Raw genomic sequence first — 25,967 nt, 5'->3', positions numbered from 1 at the left:
ATGATTCTCATCAACGTCAAATACAAAGTCCGCCCCGAGTTCGTCGACACGTTCCGTGAGGAAGTCGCCGCCTTCACCAACGCAACCCGCGCTGAGGACGGCTGCCTGTTCTTCGAGTGGTACAAATCCACTGACGAGCCAGACGTGTTCATCCTCGTCGAAGGCTTCAATGATGATGCCGCCGAGGCGCACGTTTCTTCTGAGCACTTCAAGCAGGCGTGCGTCGATATGCCGAAGCTGCTGGTGGAAACCCCAACCATCATCAACACCCTCATCCCAGGCAAGACTGAATGGGACGAGATGGCGGAATTCAAAGTAGAAGGTTAATTAAGGGTTAAAGCAACTGGGGAAGTAGGCTGATAGATATGGGAAAGAACAAACCACCAAAGCTATCCAAAGAAGCCTACGAAGCTGAGCTCAAGCGGCTCCAGGCTGAACTCGTCGATATGCAGCAATGGGTCGTCGAGACCGGCGCCCGCGTGGTCATCATCATGGAAGGCCGCGACGCCGCAGGTAAGGGATCCGCTATCAAGCGCATCACCCAGTACCTGAACCCGCGCACCTGCCGCATCGAAGCGCTGCCGGCACCGAACTCCCGTGAACAGGGCCAGTGGTACTTCCAGCGCTATGTGGAAAAGCTGCCAACCAAGGGCGAAATCGTTATCTTCGACCGCTCCTGGTACAACCGCGGTGGCGTCGAACGCGTCATGGGATTCTGCACCTCCCAGGAATACCGTCGCTTCCTCCACCAAGCGCCGATCTTCGAGCGCCTCCTGGTGGAAGACGGCATCCTACTGCGCAAGTACTGGTTCTCCGTCTCCGATGAAGAGCAGGTCAAGCGCTTCAAGTCCCGCCGCAATGATCCGCTGCGTCGCTGGAAGCTTTCCCCCATGGACCTGCAGTCCATCACCAAGTGGGAGGAATACTCCCGCGCCAAGGACGAGATGTTCATTCACACCGACATCCCGTCCGCGCCGTGGTACACCGTGGAATCCGAAGACAAAAAGCGCTCCCGCATCAACGTCATCAGCCACCTGCTCTCGACCATCCCTTACGAGAAGATCGAGCGCCCGATGCCGGAGATCCCAGAGCGCCCAGCGTCCGTCAATGACTACGTGCGCCCGCCACGTTCCGATTTCCGCTACGTCCCCGATGTCGCTGAAAAACTGGAAGTAAAGAAAGTGGCTAAGAAGGACAAGAAGAAGTCCAAATAAGTCCTGATAGAGCGCGGAAGGCGTAGGGGTACGCCTTCCGTGCTTTTCATACCTGCGAGTGCTGATAGCCATTTGTTTTCCGGATCCTAATCCCTACGCCTTGGCCAGCTATTCTCCTCGGTTTTTGCGTCAGGAAGGCGAAGGGATTTGCCACGCACAACAAATCCCTATCGGGTAGTCGCTGGTTCGCAGCCAGCAAGTTGAAGCAGCAATAAACACGTTGATTTCCGATACTCGAACCACGAAAATCTGGCACACTCGTGGGTATGACTACACCTGAAGTTTTGACTGAAACCCGCGCCTCAACCGGCGTCTTGACCCTTAATCGTCCGAAGGCCTTGAATGCGCTGGATCCAGAGATGGTCCGCATTATCACTGAGCAGCTGGAGGAGTGGCGCGATGACCCGGAGGTGCATCGCGTCATCATCACTTCGAACTCGGAGAAAGGGTTCTGCGCGGGCGGCGACATCAAAGTGGTGCGGGAAAAGGCGGTGGAAGGCAATCACGAATTCGGGGATCAGTTCCTGCAGGCTGAGTACACCATGAACGCGATGATCGCGAACTTTCCTAAGCCGTATGTCGCGATTATCGATGGTGTGGTGATGGGCGGTGGTTTGGGAGTGAGTGCTCACGGCAGCCACCGCGTGATTTCTGAGAAGGCGTTCGCTGCGATGCCGGAAGTGGCCATTGGCTTTGTCCCTGACGTGGGAGTTTCGTGGATGAGCACCCATGTGGAGAGCCAGGAGGGGCGTCCGCTGCCGGAGGTCGCGAAGTTTGCCGGTGTGACCGGCTACCGCCTTACAGCCGCGGACATGCTGTACACGGGTCTGGCGACGCATTATGTGCCGCACGAGGACATGCAGCAGTTCACTGAAATGCTGATCGCGGAGTCGCTGGACGAGGCACTAGAAAAGTATGCCGCTGATCTGGAAGAGGAGTCCTTCCTCAAGGCCAATCTCGCGGTGATCGAAGAGTGCTTTGGCCACGATACGTGGGCTGACATTGAAGAAGCTTTGGGTAAGGCGGATAAGGAGTTCGTGGACCTGGTATGGGATCTGCTGAGTGCAGGTAACCCGGCCTCTATGGTCGCTACCGTGGAGCTGTACACCGCGAACGAAGAAGCAGACTCAGTAGAAAAGGGCCTGCACAATGAGTATGCGATCGGTTCCGTGCTGCGCCGCCAGCCAAACTTTGTGGAAGGTGTGCGTGCTGTGCTCGTGGATAAAGATCGGAATCCGACGTTCGTTCCGGATAAACCGAGCGATGTGGATCCGATCCAGTTCCGTTCGGTGCTGAGCTAGCCATGGGAGCTAGCTACAGCAGCTAGCTCCTGGCGGCGTCGTAGAACTGTTGTGCTCGTTCCGCAGATAGCGGGGCGGGCACGTTTTGTGCGAGGACGGCAGCGCGTACCTCTGGGGTGAGCGGTGGCAGTTGCAGCTCGGGGTGGCTCAGCAGCGTCACCGCGTAGGTGTCGGCTGTGATGGGGATGAAGGCGTGGGTCCAGCTGCGCAAGATGGGCTTGACCACGATGTCCAGGTTCCACTGCTGTGCGCACTTCACGGGGAGGGTGGGGGTGCACAGGGCAGGGAGGAGCTGGTGCTGCCCAAACTCGAGGAGTTGCTGCCCTGCATGAGCGTGTGGGGTGCGGACGAGGTGGGGGTCTGCCCAGCTCCAGGTCCATTGGTCGTCGGTGACGGTGGCGACAACGGTTGCGTTAGCGGACAGCGGCCCGCGGGTGGTGGTCAGATGAGCACACCCGGTGGCTAGGTCGAGGTACGTGCCGGGGTGGGGGACAAGGGCGTCGTAAAGCAGCTGGTGCTCGGCGGAGAGGTGCCAGGCGTCGGCGCGGATGTCGTCGAGAAGCATGCTGCCGGGCAGGTCGTAGAGGGCGCCGTCACGCAGGATAGCTCCGGTGGGGTTGGTGGCGAGGTAGGCGTCGACGGGGCGGCCACTCAGGCCAGCTGCGGTGAGCAGTGGTGTCTCTGGGCCGTGGGGCGGCAGGGTGAGCCATACGGCGAGGATGGCGGTGTCGCCACCTGGCATGGTGGCGCGCAGGATCGGCATGCCGCCGTGGAGCGTGCGGGCAGCACCGATAAAGTCAGGGTGTTCTTCGCCGACGCTGCCCCACAGCTCAGGCAGGTTGAACCGCTCGGCGGCTTCCTGCATGCTTAACGACGCCCACTGCCACCCATCCTCAGTCACATTCGCGACGCGGGTAGCAGGGAATGTGAGGTCCGGGCCGTGCTGACGCCCGAAACGCACCTCAGCATCGTGGTCGGAGGTATGGGACACCTCGGTGGCGACCACTGGGCCGATGAGCTGCGGAATCAGGGAATCGACCCAGCGTTGCCGTACGAGTCCGTCGGCAGCGACCTCGGAAACGGTGGTGGGGGCGTGAAAATTCATGATTTGCTTTCTGGTAGCTGGAAACCGTGGCGGAGCACCCTCATGCAGTTGGTCACACACTCTTCCGGGGTGCGCCCAATTGTGTCATTGGCACCGCCATGGAAGAAGCGGACGAGGCTACCCGCCAGTGCTTGGGCGGTGACAATGACCACCCACTCGATTGTGTTTGTGGTTAGCTCCGGGTGCAACCTGTGGTAGCTGCTGACGACGCTCGAACTCAGCCGGTTGAGGTCAATTCCAGTGGGGGAGAAGTTTGGTCCGGTGAGGGCGATGATTCCTCGCAAGCTCTGGGACCTTTGCGCATCCTGGTGGAGTACCTGCAGCGTGACCTGCTCAATAGTGGCGAGGAGGTCAGCGCCCGGGGAAGTGGTTACAATGATCTGGCAGAACTCATCGATCGCTTCGGTGCTGAAGAAGTGCAGGGCCTCGTCCCGGGAAGAGAAGTAATTGTGAAAGGTGCGGACCGAAACATGAGCCGTTTGGCAGATTTTCGCAACGGTAGCTGCGGCGATGCCTTCTGAGAGTGCGATCTCTGCGGCAGCGGTGGCTAGGGCTGTTTTGGTGGCAGCTTTCTTTTTCTCGCGATGCGTCAGCACATGGTGTCCATTCGATTGACTACTTACCTCAAGAAATCTAACACTAACTTCTGTATCGTATAATCTGATACAGAAAGGATGTGGGATGGTTTCACTCAATACTGAGAATCCTGCGCCCCTTTACCTGCAGCTTCGCGATTCGATAGTGTGCGAGATCACCGCGGGGCGCCTGAAACGTGGCTCGAAGTTAGGCTCTGTCCGCTCGGTGGCTGCTGATTTTGGGATTAACCCTGCGACAGTTAAACAAGCCTACGACCTGCTTCAGGAACAGGGGATCGTCGTAACGCGTGGCCGCCTGGGCACCTTCGTCGCGGTAAACAGCATTGACCTGCTTGTGCAGCAGCTGGGGATTTTGCTCGACCAGGGGTTTAGCGCTGCAGAGATTCGGTCCTGCCTTGCGCAACTAGAACAGGAGCACGCGAGATGACAATTCTGCTGGCTCTGTCGAACGCCCTCGTTTGTTGTTCCGGGATGCTCTATACCCGGCTTGCTCCCCACGGAACTGCCTTCGGATATCGTGTTCCCTTCGACTTCGACCGCGCTCCGGAGTTTCGTCGTTTCAATCGCAGCTGCATCCTGGCTGCACTTTTCATGTTTGTGCTGACTGTGGCGCTTCCTGCTTTCGCCGTGCCCATCGGGCTGGCGGCGATCCCCGTCTTAGGATGGTGCTGGCTGGCTTCTCGACGCCACATCCAGGCACATCGCATTGAAGGCGAAGTCCTGAGCGGATCGCTCACTGGTGATGGCGACAACATCATCACCGTTCCGCCCGTGAATCTCCTTGGCTACTGGCTTGCCCTGGCGATCATCCTGCTCACCACCGCTTACGTCGCCACACGTTGGCCCGACATCCCAGCGACCTTCGCAACGCACTTTGACGGATCCATGCAACCCGATGCGTGGTCCGACAAATCGGTGGGCTCCGTGTTTGCCATGAGCATTCTTAACCTGGTGGTGTGGCTGTTGCTCTTGGGATGCATGGCACCGTTTCTGGTTGTGCCGATCTACGCCCGAACTGACACCAGCCCCGGAGGCATGGCCGCAACGGGGGCAGCGGTTTCGGCTTCGGCCACGGCGTTGGGATGGTTCGAGTTTGCATTAGCTGCGGGTCTGAGCCTGGCGCAGCTGGCGATGGTGATTCCCGACTGGTCAGGGCTCATGGGGGTTGCCGTCACGCTGACGCTGGTGGGGAGTATCGGTGGCACCATTGGCCTCATCGCCTATATCATGCATGCCATGGATAAAGCCCGCGCCCGCTATCCCCGGGAATACAGCAGGTCCTTCCGCTCAGACAGCTATTACAAGGCCGGGATGTTTTATGTGAATAAGGATGACCCGGCACGGATCGTCGATAAGCGCGATGGCGTGGGCGTGTCCTTCAACTTCGCGCACCCGCTCGGCACAATCTACCTCGTCACCGTGCTGCTCGTGAGCTTCGCGCCGCTGCTGCTAGTGTTTTTGTAAAACCTAGGAGGCTTCATGTGGCATGCGGTCAGCTTCGCGCTGATGGACTCGATCAACGTCCTACTCATCGGCGTGATCGTGACGATCGGTGTGCTACTGCCCCCGCGCGCGCCTTATCGACGCATCGCGGCGCTCCTCGTCGGTGGCGATTGGCTGGGCGTGTTCCTGCTGTCAGTGCCGACCCTGGCGGTCTTCGACCGGATCAAAGGAATCCGCGGCGCCCTGGAATCACCGTGGTTTGGTGCCATCCTGATCGCCGTCGGCGTGCTGGGGGCAATTATGACCTTCCGCGGCGGCGACAACACCGCCCTGGTGAATCGCATCATGCGGCCCCTGCAAACGCCGTCCTGGCGCACCGCTGGGATGGGATTCACCCTCGGCGTCATCCAATCCGCCACCTCAGTCCCCTTCTTCGCAGGCCTTGCCTACCTCAGCGCAGGCGGCTTCAGCCTCGGATTCCGTTACACCGCGTTGGTTTTCTACGCCACCCTGGCACTGAGCCTGCCCTTTATCACCGCAGTCCTCGTGGGCTTCGTTCGGGCATTCCCCGAAAGCCCCGCTGGTAGAGGATTTGAGTGGGCGCGGAGCAACACCAAAACGCTTACCCCGATCGCCGGGTATCTCGTGTCGGCGATCCTGGTCGCTATGGGTCTGCTGCATCTTTAGCTGCTGGCGAATTTGTGGTTCTGATTAGCCACAGCGGAGGTGATTTTTGGTCAGATCGAGCCAGAAATTCGGCCTGCCTAATAGCGCAGCACTTTCACTGTCGCTTCGCGGTCTGGGTTGGCGAATTTCTTGGTTACTTCATCGACGCGGATGGTCGCGTTGGGATCGACCTCCGGCGGGTTACCTGCTGGTTTTCCTGGGCACGCGTCGACTTCGGTCGGATTGAAATAGATGACTTCGGTGTCGCCACTGTCGTATTTTAACGCCAACCCGGAGTGGGTCTCCCAGGCCTGGGAGTTGTTGCGGATCGAGTAGATGTCTTTCTCGCGGAAGCCGACCTTGGTGAAGGATTCCTGTTCCGCGTACGGGCAGATGACATACGCCTTATCCATCTTCTTCTTGGAAACCTCCGACAGCACGATGTGATCGGACTTCGAGATCGCGGTTTCGAATGGCGATTGTCGCAGGCTGACATCGACAAACCCTGCTACCACCACTAGTGCGATTGCTGCACTCGCTCCAACGAACCAGGTCGAACGCTTCATTGTGGCACTCCCCGCCGAAAATAGCCCTTTAGGTTAGGAAAAAAGCATACAGTGATGCCATCAATGAAGCTTCGTGAAAACTAGATACTTTAACTTAGGAGGTCGAATTTCTGGGTCGATCTGGCAGGAAAACACCCCCGTCGTGGCCAAACAGAACCAGAAATTCGACAGCGGTTAATCAGCTACCAATGGCTCCATGGTGAGCTCCGGATGCTCCTTCTCAATGAATGCGAGCTTCCACTTGTCGCCGAAGAGGGCGATGAGCTCTCCGTCGGTGCGGGTGAAGATTTCCACGCCACGCTGACGGCCTAGCTCAGGGGCGGATTCGGCATCGGTGCGACGCGCGACGGAGTACGGAATTGGGTCGGTTTCGGTTTCGACGTTGTATTCGTTTTCCATGCGGGCTTGCATGACTTCGAACTGCATCGGGCCGACGGCGGCCATGACTGGGTTTGCGTCGCCACGGGCGTCGTTACGCAGGATCTGGACCACGCCTTCGGCGGCGAGCTGGTCGAGGGCCTTACGGAACTGCTTGTACTTGCCCAGGGACTTGGCGCGCAGGGTGCGGAAGTGCTCTGGCGCGAACTGTGGCATCGGTGGGAATTGGACCTTGTTGCCCTCGTAGATGGTGTCGCCAGGGGCAAGCGATCCGGCGTTGACCAGGCCGACGATGTCGCCAGGGTAGGCCGTCTCCACGGTGGAGCGGGTGCGGCCGAACACTGTGAGGGCGTACTTGGTGGAGAAAGAGCGACCCGACTGGGCGTGAGTCACTTGCATACCACGGTCGAATTCGCCGGAGACGATGCGCATGAATGCCAGGGAGTCGCGGTGGTTCTTGTCCATGCCGGCCTGCACCTTGAATACGACGCCGGAGAAGGAATCGTCAATTTCTCGCGCAGTATCAAATGTGCCGGTCGCCGCAGCGACAGCCTTCGGGTCGGACTCTCGGCCTCGTGGAGATGGCGCTAGGGCACACAGCGTGTCTAGGATCTGGTGCACGCCAAAGTTCAGCATCGCGGAGGCAAAGATCGTTGGGGAAGTGGTGCAGGATTCGAAGAGTTCCTGGTCATGGACAGCGCCGTCCATCGTCATCAGTTCGACCTCTTCCACGCAGGTATCCCAGGCATCGCCCTCACGCGTGGCGGCCTCGTCCGGGGTGTAGTGTTCTTCCGGCGCGATGGTCGAACCACCTGCGGTGCGCAGGAAGTGAATGTACTCGTCCACTTCGCCGTCTTCGGTGATCCGCGCGAGGCCACGGAAGTCACCGGCCTCACCTACGGGCCAGTACATCGGGGTGGGCTGCAGCTGGATCTCGTTGACGATCTCATCCACGAGCTCGAGCGGGGAGCGGCCCGGGCGGTCCCACTTGTTGATCACGGTCACAATCGGCAGGCCACGGGATTTACACACCTTGAACAGCTTCAGCGTCTGGGGCTCCAGGCCTTTGGAGGCGTCGACAAGCATGACTGCGGCGTCGACGGCGGTGAGCACGCGGTAAGTGTCCTCGGAAAAGTCCGCGTGACCCGGGGTGTCCACCAGGTTAATCATGTATGGTTCGCCCTCGTGGCCCTCAGGCGCATATTCGAACTGCAGGGCGGAGGAGCCAATGGAGATGCCACGCTCTTTTTCCATGTCCATCCAGTCCGAAACGGTGGACTTGCGGCCCGCCTTGCCGTGCACGGCGCCCGCCTCGGAAATGACGTGCGCGTGTAGCGCCAACGCCTCCGTCAGCGTGGACTTACCAGCGTCGGGGTGGGCAATGACGGCGAATGTGCGGCGGCGTGACGCCTCGGTGGCAATGGAGCTCATGACGTATAAGAATAGCGGGCATGACTGTCCTATCCCAACTGTCAGTGCCCATCGTTGCAGCTCCCATGGCTGGGGGACCGTCCACGCCCGCGCTTGTCGACGCCATCGCCGCCGCAGGCGGATTCGGGTTCCTTGCGGCCGGGTACCTCACCCCGGACAAGCTGCGGGAGAAGATGACTGCTGTGACCTGCGATCGCTATGGGGTAAACCTGTTTTATCCGCAGGCTCCAGTGACGGACCTCAGCCCGGTAGACCGCTACGCCGACGCGCTTGCACCGGTGTTTGCCGAGCATGACGCACAGGTGCCGGACTACGCAGCAGCCGACCCCACCGACGGGTTTGCGGCGAAACTGGACGTGGTGTGCGAACTACGCCCCAGCGTGGTCAGCTGCACTTTTGGACTCTTCACCGTGGCAGAAGTAGAACGGCTCCACGAGCGCGGAATCGAAGTATGGATGACAGTGACAAACCCGCAAGACGCAAGGGAAGCGGTAACCCGAGGCGCCGATGCCCTGATTTTGCAAGGCCCTGAGGCCGGCGGACACCGTTCGACGCTCACAGTAGCTGAAGAACCGGATCAGCGATCGCTGCTTGAGTTGCTCGGGGCAGTGGACGTCGATAAGCCCGTGCTTGCTGCCGGCGGCCTGACCACCGCAACCGCCGTCCGGGCCGCACTTGACGCCGGCGCCGTGGCTGCCGCGTGTGGCACCGCCTTCCTGCTTGCTGACGAAGCAGGCACCGCAAAGCTCCACCGCGAGAAGGTCGCCCGTGGCGGAAAAACCGCCCTCACGCGCGCATTCTCCGGCCGGTGGGCGCGTGGCATCGAAACACAATTCATGCGCGACCACCTCGATGCCCCCGCCATCTACCCCCATGTGAACACTTTAATGAAGCCCGTTCGGAGCGTTACCTCGGACACAAACTACGTCGCTGCATGGGCAGGTACGCAGGTAAAACATGCTTTTATGGGATCCGTAGCGGAAATCGTTTCCGCCCTGACTGAGGGGTTGCCAGACAACCAAAGCAAAACCCGGTAAATTCGAATATGTATGTCAACTAAACCATCACCCGTGGAGGACCACATGTCGGAGCAGACCCCGATTTCTCAAGCTGACTGGAACGAGCGCGTGGAGCTCGCCGAGAAGATGATCCCGCTGATCGGCAAGCTGCGTCGTGAGCACAACGTTGTCGTCTCGATCTTCGGCCGTCTGCTGGTTACCGCGACCGAGATCGACATCATCAAGTCTCACCGCTACGCTCGCCGCATCACCGAGCAGGAACTGCCACTGTCCCAGACCCTGCCAATCCTGGAGCAGCTCGTGGACATGAACCTCGGCACCGCTTCCATCGACCTCGGCGCACTGGCTACCAAGTTCGAAGCAGAAGGCGGCGACCTGCGCGCATTCCTCGAGCGTGAGCTTGCCGACGTCATCGGAAACGCCGACGAAACCCCACAAACCGACGTTGTTCTCTACGGCTTCGGACGCATCGGTCGCCTGCTCGCCCGCATCCTGCTGGCCCGCCAGGCAATGTACAACGGCCCACGCCTCCGCGCGATCGTCGTCCGCAAGAACGGCGACCAAGACCTCGTCAAGCGCGCCTCCCTGCTGCGTCGTGACTCGGTCCACGGCGCTTTCGAAGGCTCCATCACCGTCGACCACGACAAGAACATCATCTGGGCAAACGGCGCACCGATCCAGGTTATTTACTCCTCCGACCCGGCCACCGTCGACTACACCGAATACGGCATCAACGACGCCATCGTCGTCGACAACACCGGCCGCTGGCGCGACCGCGAAGGCCTCGAGCAGCACCTGAAGTCCAAGGGTGTTGCCAGGGTACTGCTCACCGCACCAGGCAAGGGCGACATCAAGAACATCGTGTACGGCATCAACCAGAAGGACATCACCCCAGAGGATCGCGTCCTGTCTGCCGCATCCTGCACCACCAACGCCATCACCCCAGTACTCAAGGTGGTCAACGACAAGTGGGGCGTCGAGTTCGGTCACGTGGAAACTGTCCACTCCTTCACCAATGACCAGAACCTGATCGACAACTTCCACAAGGGCGCCCGCCGTGGTCGCGCAGCCACCCTGAACATGGTCCTCACCGAAACCGGTGCAGCCAAAGCCGTATCCAAGGCTCTGCCAGAGTTCGAAGGCAAGCTCACCGGTAACGCCATCCGCGTTCCGACCCCAGACGTCTCCATGGCAGTGCTCAACCTGAACATGAAGTCCGACGTCACCGTCGACGAAGTCAACGACTACCTCCGCCAGGTATCCCTGACCTCCGTCCTGCGTCAGCAGATCGACTACATTAAGTCCCCAGAGGTCGTCTCCACCGACTTCGTGGGCTCCACCCACGCCGGCATCGTCGATGGCCTGGCCACTATCGCCAAGGGTAAGCAGCTCGTGCTGTACGTCTGGTACGACAACGAGTTCGGCTACTCCAACCAGGTCATCCGCATCGTCGAAGAAATCGCCGGCGCACGACCAAAGGTTCGCCCACACCGCCTCGAGCTGACTGAGGTTTAATATCGGTTGAATTTCTGGTTCTGTTTGACCAAAACAGGGGTAAGTTTTGGCCAGATGGAGCTGGAAATTCAGCACGTAACTAAGCCCGCCACACGGATCCCCTTCCGTCTGGCGGGCTTTTAGGGTTAAGCAGCAAAATGCGTGTCCGGCCGGGCGCTTTTATGTTGTTACTCCACCCCTGGGTCTACGGCCACGGCCCCGAAGTTTTTTGCTAAAACCCGGGAAGCATTTCCAGGGTCTTGGGCCGAAAGCAGTGAAATAGCAGGTGTGAAGCTTAAAAAATCACCGAAACCCGGGGAATGCTTCCCGGGTTTTGTGGGGTTAAGTAAAGAAAAGTGTGTGCCTTTACCCGATATTGCGCTTATTTGCTGTGAATACGATTCTGCGCCGCGGCCAGTCCCTGGGTAACGATCAACTCGGCGCCCTCGGCCGCGTCCGCGCAGATGGCTCCTAGGTCAGCGGCCTCTTGCACACTGAATGGTTTGAGCACGTAGGAAGCAGGATCTTGTCGTCCGGGCGGGCGGCCGATACCGATGCGGATGCGGTAGTAATCCCTGGTTCCAAGTGTTTGGCTAGTGGAGCGCAGACCGTTGTGTCCGTTTTCGCCACCGCCTTGCTTGAGACGCACCGTGCCGAAGTCCAGGTCTAGTTCGTCGTGGATGACGATGACATGGGCGGGTGGGATTTTAAAGAAGTCGCACAGTGCTCGGATCGGGCCACCGGAGAGGTTCATGAAGGTACGTGGCTTGGCGAGGACCACCTTGGTGTTGGCAATCCGGGTTTCTAAGATGTCCGCGTTTGATTTTTTGTGGACGCTGAATGAGCCCATGTGATCTTCGGCGATCTCATCGATGGCCATGAATCCCACATTGTGCCGGGTGGTTTCGTATCTGGCTCCGGGGTTGCCAAGGCCGACGATGAGGAATGGTTCAGACATGTTCTCTATTGTGGCACATCTGTTGAGGGGTGGGCTGAGGGTGTTTACTCCGACTGACTGTTCCGAACAGTGGAACAGTGACGTGGATTGTGTTTTGCGGCATTTTAGACTTTCGATACACAAATACCGAGAGTTTAAGGAGCTTGACTTACCATGCCGATTGCTTTGCTGGCCATGTCACACAGCCCGCTTCTTGGGATCAATGAGCTTCCGAAGGATGCTGAGCAGAGTTTGCACGCTGCGCTGAAATCCGCGAAGGATTTTGCGCGTGATTTTGATCCTGATCTGATTGTGACGTTCGCTCCGGATCATTACAACGGGTTCTTCTATGATTTGATGCCGCCGTACTGCATTGGGTACAAAGCTCGCAGCGTGGGTGATTACAACTCTCAGGAAGGTGAGCTCGATGTTCCTACCGAGCTCGCTGAAGAGATGGCCCAGTTTGTGATCGATAAGGGAATTGATATTGCAATTTCTCGCAAGATGGAAGTCGATCACGGTGCGGTTCAACCTGCAGAAATTGTCTTTGGTGACATTGCTGCCCGCAAGACCGTCCCGGTGTATGTCAACGGATTGGCCCGTCCATTTGTGCCGATGCAGCGCGTCCGCTTGATGGGAGAGGCGATCGGTGAGTTCCTGAAAGACCGCGATGAGAAGATTCTTCTTATTGCTTCCGGTGGACTGAGCCACGACCCGCCGGTGCCGCAGTGGGTGACCGCGAACGAAGAACAGCGGGCATTGCTTCTCGACGGCCGGAACCCAACTCCGGAAGCCCGCAACGCGCGCCAAGAACGCGTGATCAACACAGCTAAGGCGTTCGCTGCTGGTCAGGCTGAAATTCAGGACCTGAATCCGGAGTGGGACAAGGAGTTCATGAAGGTCTGCGCGTCAGGTACGCCAGCACTCTTTGACCAGTACCAGGCTGATGAGATGGACAAGCTTGCTGGCCATTCCTCCCACGAGGTCCGCACGTGGGTGGCGGCGTTTTCTGCGTTGGCTGCTGCACATCCTGAGTATGCGGTGGATTACCAGTTCTATGAGCCGATCAAGGAATACATCGCTGGTTTCGGCATTATGACCGCTAGTTAAAGGAAGAAGCTTTTTGATGAACGTAAACTACGAGGCAGTTGCGAAGGAACTCGCTGAGGCGTACACGACCAAGCAGCCAATCACTCCACCTCGAGAGACTCTGCCTGGTTTGGATCTGTCCGGTGCGTACCGGATTCAGCAGATTCAGGAGGAAATGCTGGTTGCTGCAGGCGAGAAGATCGCTGGCCGCAAAATTGGGTTGACGTCCCTCGCGATGCAACAGCAGCTGGGGGTCGATTCGCCAGATTTTGGTTTCTTTACCGAGAAGCAGGTATTCCGGTCCGGTGATGTTATTGACGCTTCCCAGTTTATTTCTCCAAAAGTTGAGCCTGAGTTGGGTTTTGTCCTGAACCGAGATCTGCCGGCCACCGCCACCATGGATGAGGTGCGTGAGGCGATCGGGGAAACGTTCCTGGCTGTGGAAATCATTGACTCTCGCGTCCGCGATTGGGACATCAAGCTTGTGGATACTGTTGCCGACAACGCATCCTGCGCTGCGATCGTCTTGGGCAAGGTTGCTGAAGAGATTGCTTTTGATGACCTGCCGTCGGTGACGGCAACCATGACCATTGATGGTGAGGCTGCGGGCACGGGCGAAGGTTCCGCTGTAATGGGACACCCGGTTGAGCCTCTCGTGTGGCTCGCCCAGACCTTGGGGGAGCAGGGAGTTGGACTGAAGGCCGGCGACATTGTGCTCACCGGAAGCTTCTGTGCCGCTGCGCCAGTGATTCCTGGTTCCACCGTTGATGTTGATTTTGGTCGTTATGGCCAACTGAGCGTTTCGTTTAGCTAATTAAAAAAGAATAAGGGGAGAAGATGGCAGAAAAGCTTAAAGCAGCTATCGTCGGGCCAGGAAATATTGGTACGGACCTGCTGATGAAGCTGCAGAAGAATTCCAAGAACGTTGAGCCGATTTACATGATCGGTGTAGATCCTACGTCGGATGGTTTGAAGCGAGCTGAAGATTTGGGTGTCCAGTCGTCGGCAGGCGGCGTGGAATGGATGCTGGAGCAGGATGTTAAGCCTGACCTGGTGTTCGAAGCGACCTCCGCGTATGCCCACCAGGCTAACGCGCCCCTCTACCGTGAGGCGGGCATTCGGGCGATCGATCTTACCCCGGCAGCGGTGGGCCCATACTTCTGCCCAGCGGTGAATCTGGATGAGCTGCAGGACGTGGACAACGTCAACATGATTACTTGTGGCGGTCAGGCGACCACCCCGATTGTTGCGGCAGTCTCTCGCGTCATTCCGGTCGAGTACGCCGAGATCGTGGCGTCTATTTCGTCTCGTTCTGCCGGTCCTGGTACGCGTGCCAACATTGATGAGTTTATGCAGACGACTGCGGCAGCGTTGGAACAGGTCGGCGGTGCGAAGAAGGCCAAGGCGATCTTGATCCTGAATCCAGTCGAGCCGCCGATGATGATGCGCAACACCGTGTACTGTGCGTTGCCTCCGGAGGCCGCGGCCCCGGGTGAGCTGCGGGATCAGATTCGTCAATCCATCGAGCACATGGTGGAAACGGTGCAGGCTTACGTTCCTGGGTACCGTCTTACTGCCGAGCCGCAGTTTGATGAGGCTCGCGAAGATTGGCAGGGGTGGGGCCGGGTGACCGTCTTGCTGGAGGTCGCTGGAGCTGCCGATTACCTGCCGGATTATGCCGGAAACCTCGATATCATTACCGCCGCTGCGGTGGCGACCGCCGACCGCATGGTTGATGTGCTGCGTGGGGAAGGAAAGTAACATGACCAAGATTCGTATCAATGACACCACTCTCCGCGATGGTTCCCACGCAGTGCGTCACCAGTACACAGAGGAGCAGGTGCGCGCCGTCGTACGCGCGCTTGACGACGCCGGAATTCAACTCATCGAAGTCACGCACGGCGATGGCCTGGGTGGTTCTTCTTTCAACTACGGTTTCTCCAAGACCAACGAGCTGGATCTGGTGTCCGCAGCCGTGGATGAGGCGAAGCAGGCAAAGATTGCGGTGTTGTTGTTGCCGGGCCTCGGCACTGTGGCCGATCTGAAGGAAGCGCATGCGCGTGGCGCTGGGATGGTCCGTGTGGCGACGCACTGCACGGAAGCAGATGTCTCCATCAAGCACTTCCAGGCTGCCCGTGACCTTGGCATGGAAACCGGTGGTTTCCTCATGTTGTCCCACCGCCTGGATCCTGCCGGCCTAGCTAAGCAGGCCAGGATCATGGTGGACGCTGGCTGCCAGTGCGTGTACGTGGTGGACTCCGCTGGTGCGCTCATCATGGAAGAGGCCAGCGACCGCGTGAAGGCTATCCTGGACGAGATCGGCGACGAAGCTCAGGTTGGTTATCACGGTCACCAGAACCTGTCCTTCGGCGTTGCCAACTCTGTTCTTGCGGTCCGTGCCGGTGCACAGCAGATCGACGGTTCCCTCGCAGGCCTGGGAGCCGGTGCAGGTAACTCTCCGACGGAAGTGCTCGCGACTGCTTTTGACCGTCTGGGTGTGGAGACCGGCGTGGATATCCCGAAGATTCTGTCCGCGGCGGAAGACGTTCTCAAGCCTATGGTGCCTCGCCTGCCAGCGATGGACCGCGGTTCGATCGTCCAAGGTCAGATGGGCGTCTACAACTCCTTCCTGCTCCACGCCGAGCGGGCGTCGGAGCGCTACGGCGTACCTACCGCTGATATCTTGCGGGAAGTTGGCCGCCGTGGCTATGTGGGCGGTCAGGAAGACATGATTATTGATGTTGCTGTGGCCCTGAAGAACGCCTAAAGCCTTGGCTTGGCCGCTAGCCAGCGTGGATTACGTGCTGGCTAGCGGTTTTTTCGTTCCTGTTGGCGCTGGAAATTCAGGAGGGACTTGCTTGCGGCGGCACAGGTGCGTCGTAAAGCATTGGCAAAAACGTCGGGTTTAAACTGCGCGGCGTGCCCCGAAATGGACATCGCTGCTACTGCCTGGTTATTTCGGCCGAAAATTGGAGCGGCGATGCAGGACAGGCCGAGCGCGATTTCTTGCTTGTCATATGCGAAGCCCTCGAGACGAACCTGTTCCAGCTCCTGGCGCAGTTCCTCAGGGTCAGTGATGGTGTAGGGCGTCCATTTCGGAAGACCACGTTGCAGTGCGGACTCGAGTCGGGTCTCGTCCCACGCGAGCAGGGCCTTACCAATTCCCGTGCACACCGCAGGGGCGCGCCCGCCGATGCGGGAAGGGGAGGATACGCGCTGGGCCGAGAACAGCTTGTTCACGTACACCACCTCAGTGCCTTCCAAATACCCCAACTGCACCGTGTGCCTAGTCTGCTCAAACAATGCGGCCAGGTGAGGAGTGAGTACTTCACTGATCATTTCGGCGGACTCGCTGACCGACTGCTGAGTCAGTTCGAAGCAAAGCGGGCCGAGTCGGTACACATCGTCAGCTCGTTCCACCGCGCCATTGGCCACGAGCATTGCGAGCAGCCGGTGAGCAGTGGATTTGGATAGCTCAGCACGGCGAGCGAGTTCACTCACGCCGACGCCGGACGCGTCATTGGGGCTGAAGCAACGCAGCAAACTGAACGCCTTGTCGACGGCGCTGCGGGTGTCTGGCGCGGTAGCCACGGGAGGAACCTCTTTTCATTTTTTCTTACATCGTACTCGGTGGGCGATTCCCAAAAAGTTCGCAAGCGTTGTGACTAACCCCGGGGGTGGCAGTCATTGATTCACTTGGGAAAACCGAGGACCTGGCTAGCTGAGATGTGTTTCATTATCGCCAGCGGGGGTAAGCGCTCATATCAATCGTTCCGCTAGGCGGAACGGCAGTTTTAATTTGACTCACATCGGGAGCAAAGTAATGCCATCACCCAATTGTGAACCGGATTACAAAAAGTCCTGAATGGTCGGTGGATCTCAAATGGGATTCCCCGTAGTAATCAAGGAGGAACTATGTGCACCCCTGACAACCCCATGCCTCGGGCAGGGCTCACCAGGCCGGAAGGCTTGGAGGAGAACCTTGACGTCACCGGCATGGTCAACCCAGAAGGTGGCCTAATCGATCGACGTATCTTCTCTGACGAGAAGGTCTACAACCAGGAAATGCGTCGCATCTTCGCCCGCAGCTGGCTGTTCATCGCGCACGAGGATCAGTTCAAGAAGCCAGGCGACTTCTTCCAGACCTACATGGGCGAAGACCCAGTCATCGCTTCTATGAACAAGAAGCGCGAAATCCGCGTTCTGCTGAACAACTGCCGTCACCGTGGCGCCCGCGTCTGCCGTGCAGACATGGGATCCACCAAAAACTTCACCTGTACCTACCACGGTTGGTCCTACGACCTCGATGGCAACCTCGTCAACGTACCAGCGCAGGAGTCCTACTCGTCCGACTTCAATCTCGCGGACTGGGGCCTGGTGACCGCACCACGTGTCGAAAGCTACAAGGGCCTCATCTTTGCCAACTGGGACAAAGACGCCGAACCGCTGGAAGACGCGCTCGGAGAGATGAAGTGGTACATCGATGCCTTCATGGACCGTGATCCAGAAGGCACCACCGTTGTCGGGGGCGTGACCAAATGGGTTTTGGAAGGCAACTGGAAGCTCGCAGCTGAACAGTTCGCAACCGACTGGTACCACGTCAACATGTCCCATGCATCCGCGCTGATGGTGATGTCTCCAACGGGCAAGGGACCAAAGAAAGAAATCGCGCAGCGTACCGGACGCCAATACACCGACGAACGCGGCAATGGTGCTGGCTTCCCAGTCCACCCGAAGAACCGCTTCGACGCCCAACCAGTACACGAATACTACGACTACGACTTCCTCCGTGAGCGCCTGTCTCCAGAGCAAGTCATGGGACCGCTGACCAACGGTCACGCCACGGTGTTCCCTAACTTCTCCTACCTTCCGGTGAACGGTTCCATCCGCGTCTGGCACCCAAAGGGCCCGAACAAGATGGAAGTGTGGTCCTGGACCGTCCTGGATAAGTCCATGCCCGAGGAAGTACGTCGCGCTCAGCGCCTCTACAACCTCCGCACTTTTGGCCCGTCCGGCATCTTCGAGCAGGACGACGGAGAAAACTGGTCTGAATGCCAGGCCAACGCACACGCGTTCATGGTCGGCAACACCGCGCTCAACTACCAGATGGGTATGGGTACTGAGCAACAGCGCGAAGACTACCCAGGAACCACCTCCGAGCTGTACTCCGATGCAGCAGGTCGTGGCCTCTACCGCAGGTGGCGTGAGCTGATGTCCACGCCAGCATGGCATGAAAACACCGATCAGTAACCGACACCGAACATAGGAGCATACCCATGAGCAATCCCGTCAAAGTAGCCCAGGTCGACGACATCGAGCAGGAGGAAGCAATCGTTGTTTCTCCAGAGACGTCTGGCCACCCAGTAGGCATCGCAGTCTTCCGCACCGATGAAGACGAATACTACGCGCTCGATGACATCTGCACCCACGCAGATGCGTCACTGGCAGACGGCTGGATCGAAGGAAACGAAGTTGAGTGCCCGATGCACTCCGGTCGTTTCTGCCTGAAGACCGGCAAGGTCCTGTGCATGCCAGCATCCGAGGACACCAACACCCACAAGGTTGAGATTCGTGACGATGAAGTGTGGCTTTACCCAGGCACTCCGGCGGAGGCCACCGATGAGTAATGTCACCATCGTAGGTGGCGGTATCGGCGGTTACACCGTGGCTTCGGAACTGCGCAACCGTGGCTTCGAAGGCGCCGTGACCATCATCGATCCACTCGGTTACCCCTACGATCGTCCGCCACTGTCAAAGGAAATCCTGCAGGGCTCCAAGAACGCCGAACAACTCCTGCTCGCACCGCGCAGCTGGTATGAGGAAAACAAGGTCACCCTGGTCAAGGCAAAGGTGGATCGGATCAAGCCCGAGGAGCGTGAGCTCGTTCTCGACGGCGGTGAGACCCACACTTTTGACAAACTCGTGCTGGCTACCGGTGGGCTACCACGGCCGCTGCCAGCTCCGGGCTTTGATGACCCAGATCTATTCGTGCTTCGTACCACTGAAGATGCGCAGCGTCTGAAGAAGGCCCTGGGCAAAGGCACTCGTTTGGCCATCATCGGCGCTGGTCTGATTGGTGCCGAAGTTGCGTCGAGTGCCCGAGAGTTGGGCGCTGAAGTCACCCTCATCGATCCTGTTCCAGTAGCGCTGGTACCAGCCGTCGGTAAGGAAATTGCCGAGCGTCTGCATGCGCTGCACGCTGCACACGGTGTTGAGACGGTGACCGGCTTTACGACGGGCATCCGTCGAGAAGGCGCCACCTTCGTCATCGACATCGATGGCAAAAACACCGTGACTGCAGACGTAGTCCTGGTTGCAGTGGGCATCATCCCAGAAGAAAACCTGGCCAAGTCCGCAGAACTGGAATGCGACGGTGGCGTTCTGGTCGATCATGCTCAGCGCACCACCGCTGACGGGATCTGGGCGGTAGGTGACTGCGCTCGCGTGCGCAATGCCGACGGCACCCTGGCACGACGCCACGAGCACTGGGAGTCCGCAATCTTCGACGCGCAAACCGCTGCCGCTGACATCTGCGGGCAAGAGCTACCAGAGCACGGCGCATCCTGGTTCTGGACAGACCGCTATGGCGTGCACGTGGAAGGCGTCGGCTCAATGACTGCCGAAGGCGAGACCGTGATTCGTCCAGATGAAGAAGGACAACCACAAGTGGTGTTCCGCGTTGCGCCGGACAACACCATCGTTGGTTGCACCGCGTACGACAAGGGAATGGCGGTACGCGCAGCCCGACGCCTGATTGATCGCAAGGTTGTGGTGGACCCCGAGGCGCTTGCTGATCCCGCGGTGAATCTGAAGAAGTTGGCTCGTTAGGCCGCATACCACTGACATACATAAGGGATGATTGAAGATGACTGACTTTCTCCGACGTGAAGACGTCACACTAGGCGATCGGGTCAGCGCTGAGACGTACTACGACCTGCAAAGCTTCTACTTTGAAGAAGCGGATCTGCTCGACGACGGCCGGTACGTTGACTGGCTGGAAAAGTTTGATAAGGACCTGTACTACTGGGCTCCTACCCGCACCAACCGGCTGCGCCGTCAACAGGCACTCAGCATCGCTGGGCCTGAAGAAGCAGCGTTCTATGACGAGACCTATGACTCGTTGGCGTGGCGCATCCGTCGTTTCGACTCCGGCATGGCTTGGGCTGAGGACCCACCGTCCCGCACCCGCCACCTGATCACCAACCTGCAGGCGCACCACGCTACTGACCCCGAAGGCACTGAGGTGATTGAAGCGCGTACCAACTTCCTCGTCTGGCGTACCCGCTTGGAACGCGAGCGCGATATCTTCGCTGGCACCCGCACTGACCTGCTGCGTGTCACCGACGAAGGCTACAAGGTGTTCGATCGACGCATCCTGCTGGACATCAACGTCCTGCCATCTAAGAACATCTCCACGTTCTTCTAAGGCGGTCACCAGATGTCCTTGCAGAACAAAACTGTATTTATCACCGGGGCCGGTTCCGGCCTCGGGGCTGCACTCGCACGTCGGTTCTACGACGCCGGAGCGAATGTAGTCTCGGTTGACATCGACGAAGCACGCGCACAGCAATCCATCAGTGATTTCGACGCTGACCGCGTCCTCGGTGTCGGTGCGGATGTCCGTGACTCAGATGCACTCGCTGCAGCAGTAGCGGCTACGGTGGAAAAGTTTGGCGGAATAGATACCGTCATCCCGAACGCCGGTATCTGGGACTACAACCGTTCCGTCACGCGTCATAACGGCCACGAGCTGGGCCAGATGTTCGACGAGATTTTCTCCATCAACGTCAAGGGATACCTGCTTACCGTCGAGGCGACCTGGCGCGAACTGGTGAAAACACGCGGCTCGATCATTATGACACTGTCAAACGCAGCGTTCTACGCCGCGGGTGGTGGCCCGATTTACACCGCCAGCAAGTTCGCTGACCGTGGCCTCATGTTGGAATTTGCCTATGAACTCGCACCAAAAGTGCGTGTCAACGGGGTTGCCGTTGGTGGTATGAAGACGGACCTGCGGGGCCCAGCCGCCATCGGAATGGAAAACCGCAGCTTCAAGGACACTCTGGAACGTCGCCGTGATGAGGGAAGAAACCCGTACATCCCACTGCACGACATTTCCACAGATCCATCAAGTTTCACCGGACCATATCTGATGCTTGCCGACGACGCAGAAGGCGGCAACATCACCGGCGCCATCATCAACGTCGATGGTGGCATTAGTGCCCGGGGCTTCGCCCAGGCAGCAGGAGGAGATGACCTGTGATTATCACTGGTGTAGAGCATCGTGCTGAAACGATCGACGTCAACCCATGCGCCCAGCTGGTACGCCACGCTACGTACCAGCCGGACCGTGTGGCCATCATCTATGGTGATGAGCAGTTCACCTACGGTGATCTTGAGAAGGTCGTGCGCAAATGGGCTCACTACTTTGAAGAGTCTGGCGTTCGTCAGGGCGATCGCATCGCTTACTTGGGCATGAACTCGAAATCCTTCATTTTCGCCATGCTGGGGGCGTGGCGAGTGGGCGCCACCTTCATGCCATTTAACTTCCGCCTCAGCGCCCCAGAAGTTTCGCAGCTATTGATGCAGGGAACACCGCACAGCGTGGTGGTGGAAGGGCCATACCTGAACCAGGCGAAGCACATCTACGGCATCGAGCGCCACCACGTGATCGTGGTTGACGACGATCCCATAGCAGAACCCGACGGCCGTGTGCCACTGTACTGGAATCAGACCTCCACCATGCCGGAAGCACCAGAACAGGCAGTGCGACCTCGCCCAATGGTGATGACTGACCTGGCATTGCTGCTGTTTACTTCTGGCACCACCGGCCTGCCAAAGGGAGCACAGCTCACTTTCGGCAATCTGTGGTGGAACTCCGTCAACGTGGACACCATGGTGGATTCCCGCCCTGGCGACGTCACCCTGGTGGCGGCCCCATTGTTCCACGTGGGAGCACTGAACTCCTTCGCTATTAAGGCACTGTCTCGGGGAAACACGGTTCTTATCCACCGCGGTTTCGACCCGGCACAGGTACTGAGCGATATTGAAAACCACCAGGTGGGTTCCACATTCATGGTTCCTGCTCAGCTTGAAGCACTCTATGCGCATCCGAATTTTGCTGACGCGAAGCTCGACTCTATGCGCGCCACTATCTGTGCTGGTGCGCCGGTGCCGCCTATCCTCATTCGCCGTTACCTGGAGAAGGGGATTGCTGTACAGCAGGCATGGGGGCTGACGGAGACAGCTCCGTTCGCTACTTATTTGCCGCCAGAGATGACAGAGAAGAAGATCGGCTCCTGTGGCATCCCTATGCCGTACACCGAGATTCGCCTCATGGATCCGGATACCGGTGAGGAAGTGAAGGAAGCAGGCCGGACCGGTGAACTGTGGGTGCGTGGGCCAAACGTAGCGACAGGCTACTGGAACAACCCAGAAGTAACCCAGAAGGCGTACACCGCCGGCTGGTTCCACTCGGGTGACCTTGGCCACCGCGATGAGGATGGCTACTACTACATTGTGGATCGACTCAAGGACCTCATCATTACGGGTGGCGAAAATGTGTACCCAGCTGAGGTGGAGCGCGTCATTGCAGAGCTGGATGGTGTTCGCGGTAACGCCGTCGTGGGACGCCGTGACGACAAGTGGGGTGAAATCGTGGTTGCGGTTATCCAGCCGGACCGTGACGCTGAAGTGAACCTCGAGGATGTGCGTAACCACTGCGAGCGCCACCTGGCTCGCTACAAGCTGCCGAAGCAGCTCTACGTGGTTGAGGAAATTCCACGTAACTCCGCAGGTAAAATCGACAAAATTGCCGTGCGTCAATTCGTGCGTGAGCAAGAGGAGCAGTAATGAACCATATTCTCATTCAAGATTCACCACTGCGCCATACCTACCCGTACGGGAAAGATGACGTGGAACTGGTTTTTGGATCCATCGATGAAATGACCGCAGAAATCCGCGAGATTTTCACCACCAATAAGGCTTGCCGCCGCGTGGTTGTTGCGGTTCCTGAGGGGGACCTCAGCGCCATCGCACAGTGTGAAAAGGCCGGTATGCGCTATGTCTTGGACGTGCAGCTTCGCGACGGCAATGATGTATCTCTCATGGTGGCAGAGCCGGATTGGGTAGTTAATCAGCCTAAGAACATGGATGAAATGGAGCTCAAGTGAATTTCAAAGAGCAGTGGGACGATTTTTACTCCCGCGTCGATGACGTAGCTATTACGCTCGGGCTGTACCCGATCTCTGGGTCTAAGGAGGAAGTCCGGGTCGGGATGCCGTTGTCAAAGGAGGTATCCCAACCAGCGGGAATGTTCTCCGCTCCAGCGTTGTTTGGGCTTGCTGATATTTCCGGCACGTGGCTGGCGATGCAGCAGGTGGAACCCGGGGTATTCCCGTTAGCTGTTGCCAGCTCGGTGAACGTCGTCTCGAACAAGAAGGAAGGCGACGCGATTGCGGTGTCTACGATTGTGCGTGCAGGGCGTAGCGTGATCGTCACCGATACCAGCGTGATTTCTTCCGTTGACGAGTCGATTCTAGCTAAGGTGGTCACCACCTATACGGTTCCGGCGCCTAAGAAGTAATTCCGTAAGGTTTACCGTCGCCTATCTCTAGTGTCCTGGGGAGGCGGCGGTTTTGTTGTTTTTGGGTGGTTAAGGGAGCAAAATGTGTGTCCGGTCGGCGTGTTGTCGGTTGTTACTTCACTTCTGGGGGCGTTGATCACGGCCCCTGAAGTTTCTTACTAAAGCCCGGGAAGCGTTCCCCGGGGCTCGGGCCGAAATCAGTGAAATAGCAGGTGTGAAGCCTAAAAAATCACCGTGACCCGGGGAATGCTTCCCGGGTTTTGCGGGGTTAAGCAACACAAGGGTGCGAACCTGCGGTTCAGACTCCTTCGGGAGATACCTCACGAGCCTGCAGTATCGGTCATTGCGGTTGAGCTGACGACATAAGCATGGAAGGGCCGGAAGGTTGCTGCGTGTGTGTGATCAGCTTTGGTTTTGGTGGTCGAAGCGTCACCTGGTGGTGCCGTTGTCTTTGCCTTTGTCCCAGGCAGACGGGGCATCGGGTCGGTTTTTGGTCACCGGAGTAAGGTGACCGCACCTGCAAGCACAGGTGCGGTACCACTGGTGGTATTGAACAAGATTTGTGGGTTTAAAGGGCCCGAAACAATATACAGCACCTGTTTACATGCCCTGACCTGGCTTTACTGTGGAATTCAGACACACATTTTGTCCCTTAGTCCTTTTTGGGTGCAGCAATCACATTCACTCCATGGTGTTCCAGTCTGTGGAACACCGCTCCCAACTTTACTGTGAGCGGGGCTACATTTACTTTCAACGATCGGCATAACCGCATTAGGAGGGTAATGTGAGTAAGATTTCAGAATTGATTGATCCAGTAGGCGGCTACGTCTCCGGGCGCATTTTCGTTGACGATGACATCTACGCCCAAGAACTCGATCAAGTGTGGCAACGTACCTGGGTTTTCTTAGCCCACGAAACCATGTTGCCCAAGCGAGGAAGCTACATTCAGACCTACATTGGCGAAGACCCAGTGATCGTCGTTCGCCAGAAGTCCGGTGAGGTCAAAGCGTTCCTCAACCAGTGTCGCCACCGGGGCATGCGCATTTGTCGAGCTGACCGAGGAGTGGCGAAGGGCTTCATGTGTTCCTTCCACGGTTGGGCCTACGACCTGGAAGGCAAACTGATCAACATCCCGCATGAGGAGACCGCGTACCCGCAGGGGATCGATAAATCCAAGCTCAGCGCCATTCAGGTTCCTCGGATTGAAAATTACAAGGGATTCATTTTCGGCTCCTGGGACGAGACCATCCCGCCTCTGGAGGAATACCTCGGAAACGCCAAATACTACCTGGATGGTTATGTGGATCGCTACGAGGGTGGCATGGAAGCTATCGCTGTTCACAAGTGGGTTCTTCCCGCAAACTGGAAATTCAATGTTGAGCAGCCAACCTCTGACATGCAGCACTCTGAGATTAGTCACGTGTCCGCAGTGGAAGCGCTGTCGTCCGGGTCCGATACCTTCGACCGTAAGAAGGGACGCGAAAAGATCCCGACGGGACGTCAATTCTTCAGCCCGTATGGTCACGGTGGTGCATTCTTCGGCGTCCGAGGCAAGGAAATCCCTAACACGGCCCCTGCGCTGATTGAATGGGAAAACACGGTGCGCGACTCCATTGAGCAACGCCTCGGCGAGTTCCGTGAGGTGCGTGGCCACATGAACGTGTTCCCGAACTTCATGTTGCTGGGCAACTACACCTTCCGCGTGACGCACCCACGCGGGCCACACGAGATGGAGATCTGGTCGTGGGCGTTCGTGCCTAAGGATGCTCCGGAGGAAGTTAAGGAAGCAATCCGTGTCGACGTGATGCGTACCTTCTCTCCAGGCGGCATGTTTGAACAGGACGACGCTGAAAACTGGGAAGAGATGCAGCGCATTCTTCGCGGTGCGAAGTCCCGTCAAACGGGTTTCACCTACAACATGCGTGGCGTGCCAGTAGTTCAGGACGACGACGGCTACCCGGGAGGGTCCACCGCACACGTCTATTCTGACAACGCAGCCCTCAATATGTATGGCTTCTACCGAGACCTGATGGAGGGACATTCCTGGGAGGAGCTAAAAGAGATGAGAGGCGGACGCCCAGAAGTGGAGACCGCTGATTTCAGCGCGGTCATGTCGGAGAACACGGAAAAGTAAGGAGAACTG

27 protein-coding genes are annotated in these 25,967 nt (G+C 58.1%); 21 read left to right on the top strand and 6 right to left on the bottom strand.

The window, feature by feature from the left end:
* From ACZ6ZO_RS02460 to ACZ6ZO_RS02450, 3 genes are all read left to right on the top strand, one after another.
* Entirely contained in the window at nt 1-327 is a 327-nt protein-coding gene (locus ACZ6ZO_RS02460; RefSeq protein WP_465290281.1) for a putative quinol monooxygenase, read from the top strand.
* 38 nt (nt 328-365) lie between these two features.
* Nucleotides 366-1,214: a polyphosphate kinase 2 gene (gene ppk2, locus ACZ6ZO_RS02455; protein WP_417926024.1), complete on the top strand. Its 849-nt coding sequence runs from the start codon at nt 366-368 to the stop codon at nt 1,212-1,214.
* A 266-nt stretch (nt 1,215-1,480) separates the two neighbouring features.
* Complete coding sequence (locus ACZ6ZO_RS02450) at nt 1,481-2,515, top strand: enoyl-CoA hydratase/isomerase family protein (RefSeq protein WP_182386581.1); 1,035 nt, start codon at nt 1,481-1,483, stop codon at nt 2,513-2,515.
* Nucleotides 2,516-2,537: 22 nt separating this feature from the next.
* On the opposite strand, the gene ACZ6ZO_RS02445 is transcribed toward ACZ6ZO_RS02450, so the two are convergent.
* Complete coding sequence (locus ACZ6ZO_RS02445; RefSeq protein WP_465290278.1) at nt 2,538-3,620, bottom strand: DUF6882 domain-containing protein; 1,083 nt, start codon at nt 3,618-3,620, stop codon at nt 2,538-2,540.
* Nucleotides 3,617-4,216, bottom strand: a complete 600-nt coding sequence (locus ACZ6ZO_RS02440) for a TetR/AcrR family transcriptional regulator (RefSeq protein ID WP_465290276.1) — start codon at nt 4,214-4,216, stop codon at nt 3,617-3,619. The genes ACZ6ZO_RS02445 and ACZ6ZO_RS02440 overlap by 4 nt, the downstream gene beginning before the upstream one ends.
* A gap of 85 nt (nt 4,217-4,301) precedes the next feature.
* Between ACZ6ZO_RS02440 and ACZ6ZO_RS02435 the strand changes: the two genes are divergently transcribed.
* From ACZ6ZO_RS02435 to ACZ6ZO_RS02425, 3 genes are read left to right on the top strand one after another with little or no spacing between them, the layout of a single operon-like run.
* Nucleotides 4,302-4,643 (top strand): GntR family transcriptional regulator, encoded by a 342-nt coding sequence (locus tag ACZ6ZO_RS02435; protein WP_465290274.1) that lies wholly within the window; start codon nt 4,302-4,304, stop codon nt 4,641-4,643.
* Nucleotides 4,640-5,680 carry a DUF1648 domain-containing protein gene (locus tag ACZ6ZO_RS02430; protein ID WP_465290272.1) on the top strand — a complete coding sequence of 347 codons (1,041 nt, stop codon included), beginning with the start codon at nt 4,640-4,642 and terminating at the stop codon, nt 5,678-5,680. The genes ACZ6ZO_RS02435 and ACZ6ZO_RS02430 overlap by 4 nt, the downstream gene beginning before the upstream one ends.
* 15 nt (nt 5,681-5,695) lie before the next feature.
* Nucleotides 5,696-6,346 (top strand): hypothetical protein, encoded by a 651-nt coding sequence (locus tag ACZ6ZO_RS02425; protein ID WP_465290270.1) that lies wholly within the window; start codon nt 5,696-5,698, stop codon nt 6,344-6,346.
* Between the two features lie 77 nt (nt 6,347-6,423).
* Here the strand turns inward: ACZ6ZO_RS02425 and ACZ6ZO_RS02420 are convergent, their stop codons facing one another.
* Together ACZ6ZO_RS02420 and ACZ6ZO_RS02415 are read right to left on the bottom strand one after the other, a co-directional pair.
* Nucleotides 6,424-6,891, bottom strand: coding sequence for a hypothetical protein (locus ACZ6ZO_RS02420; protein WP_465290268.1), 468 nt, complete (start codon nt 6,889-6,891; stop codon nt 6,424-6,426).
* Between the two features lie 174 nt (nt 6,892-7,065).
* Nucleotides 7,066-8,700: a peptide chain release factor 3 gene (locus ACZ6ZO_RS02415; RefSeq protein ID WP_465290266.1), complete on the bottom strand. Its 1,635-nt coding sequence runs from the start codon at nt 8,698-8,700 to the stop codon at nt 7,066-7,068.
* A 20-nt stretch (nt 8,701-8,720) separates the two neighbouring features.
* On the opposite strand from ACZ6ZO_RS02415, the gene ACZ6ZO_RS02410 reads away from it, so the two are divergent.
* Nucleotides 8,721-9,737, top strand: a complete 1,017-nt coding sequence (locus tag ACZ6ZO_RS02410; RefSeq protein WP_465290264.1) for a nitronate monooxygenase — start codon at nt 8,721-8,723, stop codon at nt 9,735-9,737.
* A 45-nt stretch (nt 9,738-9,782) separates the two neighbouring features.
* Nucleotides 9,783-11,234 carry a glyceraldehyde-3-phosphate dehydrogenase gene (locus tag ACZ6ZO_RS02405; RefSeq protein WP_465290262.1) on the top strand — a complete coding sequence of 484 codons (1,452 nt, stop codon included), beginning with the start codon at nt 9,783-9,785 and terminating at the stop codon, nt 11,232-11,234.
* A 361-nt stretch (nt 11,235-11,595) separates the two neighbouring features.
* Here the strand turns inward: ACZ6ZO_RS02405 and pth are convergent, their stop codons facing one another.
* Nucleotides 11,596-12,171 (bottom strand): aminoacyl-tRNA hydrolase, encoded by a 576-nt coding sequence (pth, locus tag ACZ6ZO_RS02400; RefSeq protein WP_465290260.1) that lies wholly within the window; start codon nt 12,169-12,171, stop codon nt 11,596-11,598.
* 153 nt (nt 12,172-12,324) lie between these two features.
* Here pth and ACZ6ZO_RS02395 point away from each other — a divergent pair, with 153 nt between their 5' ends.
* From ACZ6ZO_RS02395 to dmpG, 4 genes are read left to right on the top strand one after another with little or no spacing between them, the layout of a single operon-like run.
* Complete coding sequence (locus ACZ6ZO_RS02395) at nt 12,325-13,260, top strand: 3-carboxyethylcatechol 2,3-dioxygenase (protein WP_465290258.1); 936 nt, start codon at nt 12,325-12,327, stop codon at nt 13,258-13,260.
* Nucleotides 13,261-13,276: 16 nt separating this feature from the next.
* Nucleotides 13,277-14,053, top strand: a complete 777-nt coding sequence (locus ACZ6ZO_RS02390; protein ID WP_465290256.1) for a 2-keto-4-pentenoate hydratase — start codon at nt 13,277-13,279, stop codon at nt 14,051-14,053.
* A 23-nt stretch (nt 14,054-14,076) separates the two neighbouring features.
* Nucleotides 14,077-15,000 carry an acetaldehyde dehydrogenase (acetylating) gene (locus tag ACZ6ZO_RS02385; protein ID WP_465290254.1) on the top strand — a complete coding sequence of 308 codons (924 nt, stop codon included), beginning with the start codon at nt 14,077-14,079 and terminating at the stop codon, nt 14,998-15,000.
* 1 nt (nt 15,001) lies between these two features.
* Nucleotides 15,002-16,006: a 4-hydroxy-2-oxovalerate aldolase gene (gene dmpG, locus ACZ6ZO_RS02380; protein WP_465290252.1), complete on the top strand. Its 1,005-nt coding sequence runs from the start codon at nt 15,002-15,004 to the stop codon at nt 16,004-16,006.
* 41 nt (nt 16,007-16,047) lie between these two features.
* On the opposite strand, the gene ACZ6ZO_RS02375 is transcribed toward dmpG, so the two are convergent.
* A complete protein-coding gene (locus ACZ6ZO_RS02375) occupies nt 16,048-16,830 on the bottom strand; it encodes an IclR family transcriptional regulator (RefSeq protein WP_465290250.1) in 783 nt (260 codons plus the stop codon).
* Between the two features lie 324 nt (nt 16,831-17,154).
* On the opposite strand from ACZ6ZO_RS02375, the gene ACZ6ZO_RS02370 reads away from it, so the two are divergent.
* The 9 genes from ACZ6ZO_RS02370 to ACZ6ZO_RS02330 all read left to right on the top strand — a co-directional run bounded on the left by ACZ6ZO_RS02370 (nt 17,155) and on the right by ACZ6ZO_RS02330 (nt 25,958).
* On the top strand, nt 17,155-18,489 hold the full coding sequence (locus ACZ6ZO_RS02370; protein WP_182386565.1) for an aromatic ring-hydroxylating dioxygenase subunit alpha: 1,335 nt from the start codon (nt 17,155-17,157) through the stop codon (nt 18,487-18,489).
* Between the two features lie 26 nt (nt 18,490-18,515).
* Entirely contained in the window at nt 18,516-18,866 is a 351-nt protein-coding gene (locus tag ACZ6ZO_RS02365; RefSeq protein WP_182386564.1) for a non-heme iron oxygenase ferredoxin subunit, read from the top strand.
* A complete protein-coding gene (locus ACZ6ZO_RS02360) occupies nt 18,859-20,067 on the top strand; it encodes an NAD(P)/FAD-dependent oxidoreductase (RefSeq protein WP_465290247.1) in 1,209 nt (402 codons plus the stop codon). Before ACZ6ZO_RS02365 ends, ACZ6ZO_RS02360 begins: the two co-directional genes overlap by 8 nt.
* A gap of 37 nt (nt 20,068-20,104) precedes the next feature.
* Nucleotides 20,105-20,665 carry an aromatic-ring-hydroxylating dioxygenase subunit beta gene (locus ACZ6ZO_RS02355; protein WP_465290245.1) on the top strand — a complete coding sequence of 187 codons (561 nt, stop codon included), beginning with the start codon at nt 20,105-20,107 and terminating at the stop codon, nt 20,663-20,665.
* Nucleotides 20,666-20,677: 12 nt separating this feature from the next.
* Nucleotides 20,678-21,502, top strand: a complete 825-nt coding sequence (locus tag ACZ6ZO_RS02350; protein ID WP_182386561.1) for an SDR family NAD(P)-dependent oxidoreductase — start codon at nt 20,678-20,680, stop codon at nt 21,500-21,502.
* Nucleotides 21,499-23,091, top strand: a complete 1,593-nt coding sequence (locus ACZ6ZO_RS02345) for an acyl-CoA synthetase (protein ID WP_182386560.1) — start codon at nt 21,499-21,501, stop codon at nt 23,089-23,091. The genes ACZ6ZO_RS02350 and ACZ6ZO_RS02345 overlap by 4 nt, the downstream gene beginning before the upstream one ends.
* Nucleotides 23,091-23,411: a hypothetical protein gene (locus ACZ6ZO_RS02340; RefSeq protein WP_182386559.1), complete on the top strand. Its 321-nt coding sequence runs from the start codon at nt 23,091-23,093 to the stop codon at nt 23,409-23,411. The genes ACZ6ZO_RS02345 and ACZ6ZO_RS02340 overlap by 1 nt, the downstream gene beginning before the upstream one ends.
* Nucleotides 23,408-23,824 (top strand): PaaI family thioesterase, encoded by a 417-nt coding sequence (locus ACZ6ZO_RS02335; protein WP_182386558.1) that lies wholly within the window; start codon nt 23,408-23,410, stop codon nt 23,822-23,824. Before ACZ6ZO_RS02340 ends, ACZ6ZO_RS02335 begins: the two co-directional genes overlap by 4 nt.
* Nucleotides 23,825-24,608: 784 nt before the next feature.
* Nucleotides 24,609-25,958 carry an aromatic ring-hydroxylating oxygenase subunit alpha gene (locus ACZ6ZO_RS02330; RefSeq protein ID WP_465290241.1) on the top strand — a complete coding sequence of 450 codons (1,350 nt, stop codon included), beginning with the start codon at nt 24,609-24,611 and terminating at the stop codon, nt 25,956-25,958.
* The last annotated feature ends 9 nt before the right edge of the window (nt 25,959-25,967 follow it).

It is taken from the genome of Corynebacterium sp. NPDC104732 (assembly GCF_055583565.1).
Note: the sequence above shows the minus strand (reverse complement) of the source record. Positions and strands in the feature narration are given on the sequence as shown.

Coding starts and splice junctions, on each gene's coding strand:
- ACZ6ZO_RS02435 (WP_465290274.1), top strand. CDS start 4,302: ATGGTTTCACTCAATACTGAGAATCCTGCGCCCCTTTACCTGCAGCTT.
- ACZ6ZO_RS02445 (WP_465290278.1), bottom strand. CDS start 3,620: ATGAATTTTCACGCCCCCACCACCGTTTCCGAGGTCGCTGCCGACGGA.
- ACZ6ZO_RS02350 (WP_182386561.1), top strand. CDS start 20,678: ATGTCCTTGCAGAACAAAACTGTATTTATCACCGGGGCCGGTTCCGGC.
- ACZ6ZO_RS02415 (WP_465290266.1), bottom strand. CDS start 8,700: ATGAGCTCCATTGCCACCGAGGCGTCACGCCGCCGCACATTCGCCGTC.
- ACZ6ZO_RS02430 (WP_465290272.1), top strand. CDS start 4,640: ATGACAATTCTGCTGGCTCTGTCGAACGCCCTCGTTTGTTGTTCCGGG.
- ACZ6ZO_RS02390 (WP_465290256.1), top strand. CDS start 13,277: ATGAACGTAAACTACGAGGCAGTTGCGAAGGAACTCGCTGAGGCGTAC.
- ACZ6ZO_RS02360 (WP_465290247.1), top strand. CDS start 18,859: ATGAGTAATGTCACCATCGTAGGTGGCGGTATCGGCGGTTACACCGTG.
- ACZ6ZO_RS02425 (WP_465290270.1), top strand. CDS start 5,696: ATGTGGCATGCGGTCAGCTTCGCGCTGATGGACTCGATCAACGTCCTA.
- ACZ6ZO_RS02355 (WP_465290245.1), top strand. CDS start 20,105: ATGACTGACTTTCTCCGACGTGAAGACGTCACACTAGGCGATCGGGTC.
- ACZ6ZO_RS02370 (WP_182386565.1), top strand. CDS start 17,155: ATGTGCACCCCTGACAACCCCATGCCTCGGGCAGGGCTCACCAGGCCG.
- ppk2 (WP_417926024.1), top strand. CDS start 366: ATGGGAAAGAACAAACCACCAAAGCTATCCAAAGAAGCCTACGAAGCT.
- ACZ6ZO_RS02395 (WP_465290258.1), top strand. CDS start 12,325: ATGCCGATTGCTTTGCTGGCCATGTCACACAGCCCGCTTCTTGGGATC.
- ACZ6ZO_RS02385 (WP_465290254.1), top strand. CDS start 14,077: ATGGCAGAAAAGCTTAAAGCAGCTATCGTCGGGCCAGGAAATATTGGT.
- dmpG (WP_465290252.1), top strand. CDS start 15,002: ATGACCAAGATTCGTATCAATGACACCACTCTCCGCGATGGTTCCCAC.
- ACZ6ZO_RS02460 (WP_465290281.1), top strand. CDS start 1: ATGATTCTCATCAACGTCAAATACAAAGTCCGCCCCGAGTTCGTCGAC.
- ACZ6ZO_RS02450 (WP_182386581.1), top strand. CDS start 1,481: ATGACTACACCTGAAGTTTTGACTGAAACCCGCGCCTCAACCGGCGTC.
- ACZ6ZO_RS02420 (WP_465290268.1), bottom strand. CDS start 6,891: ATGAAGCGTTCGACCTGGTTCGTTGGAGCGAGTGCAGCAATCGCACTA.
- ACZ6ZO_RS02405 (WP_465290262.1), top strand. CDS start 9,783: ATGTCGGAGCAGACCCCGATTTCTCAAGCTGACTGGAACGAGCGCGTG.
- ACZ6ZO_RS02365 (WP_182386564.1), top strand. CDS start 18,516: ATGAGCAATCCCGTCAAAGTAGCCCAGGTCGACGACATCGAGCAGGAG.
- ACZ6ZO_RS02340 (WP_182386559.1), top strand. CDS start 23,091: ATGAACCATATTCTCATTCAAGATTCACCACTGCGCCATACCTACCCG.
- pth (WP_465290260.1), bottom strand. CDS start 12,171: ATGTCTGAACCATTCCTCATCGTCGGCCTTGGCAACCCCGGAGCCAGA.
- ACZ6ZO_RS02410 (WP_465290264.1), top strand. CDS start 8,721: ATGACTGTCCTATCCCAACTGTCAGTGCCCATCGTTGCAGCTCCCATG.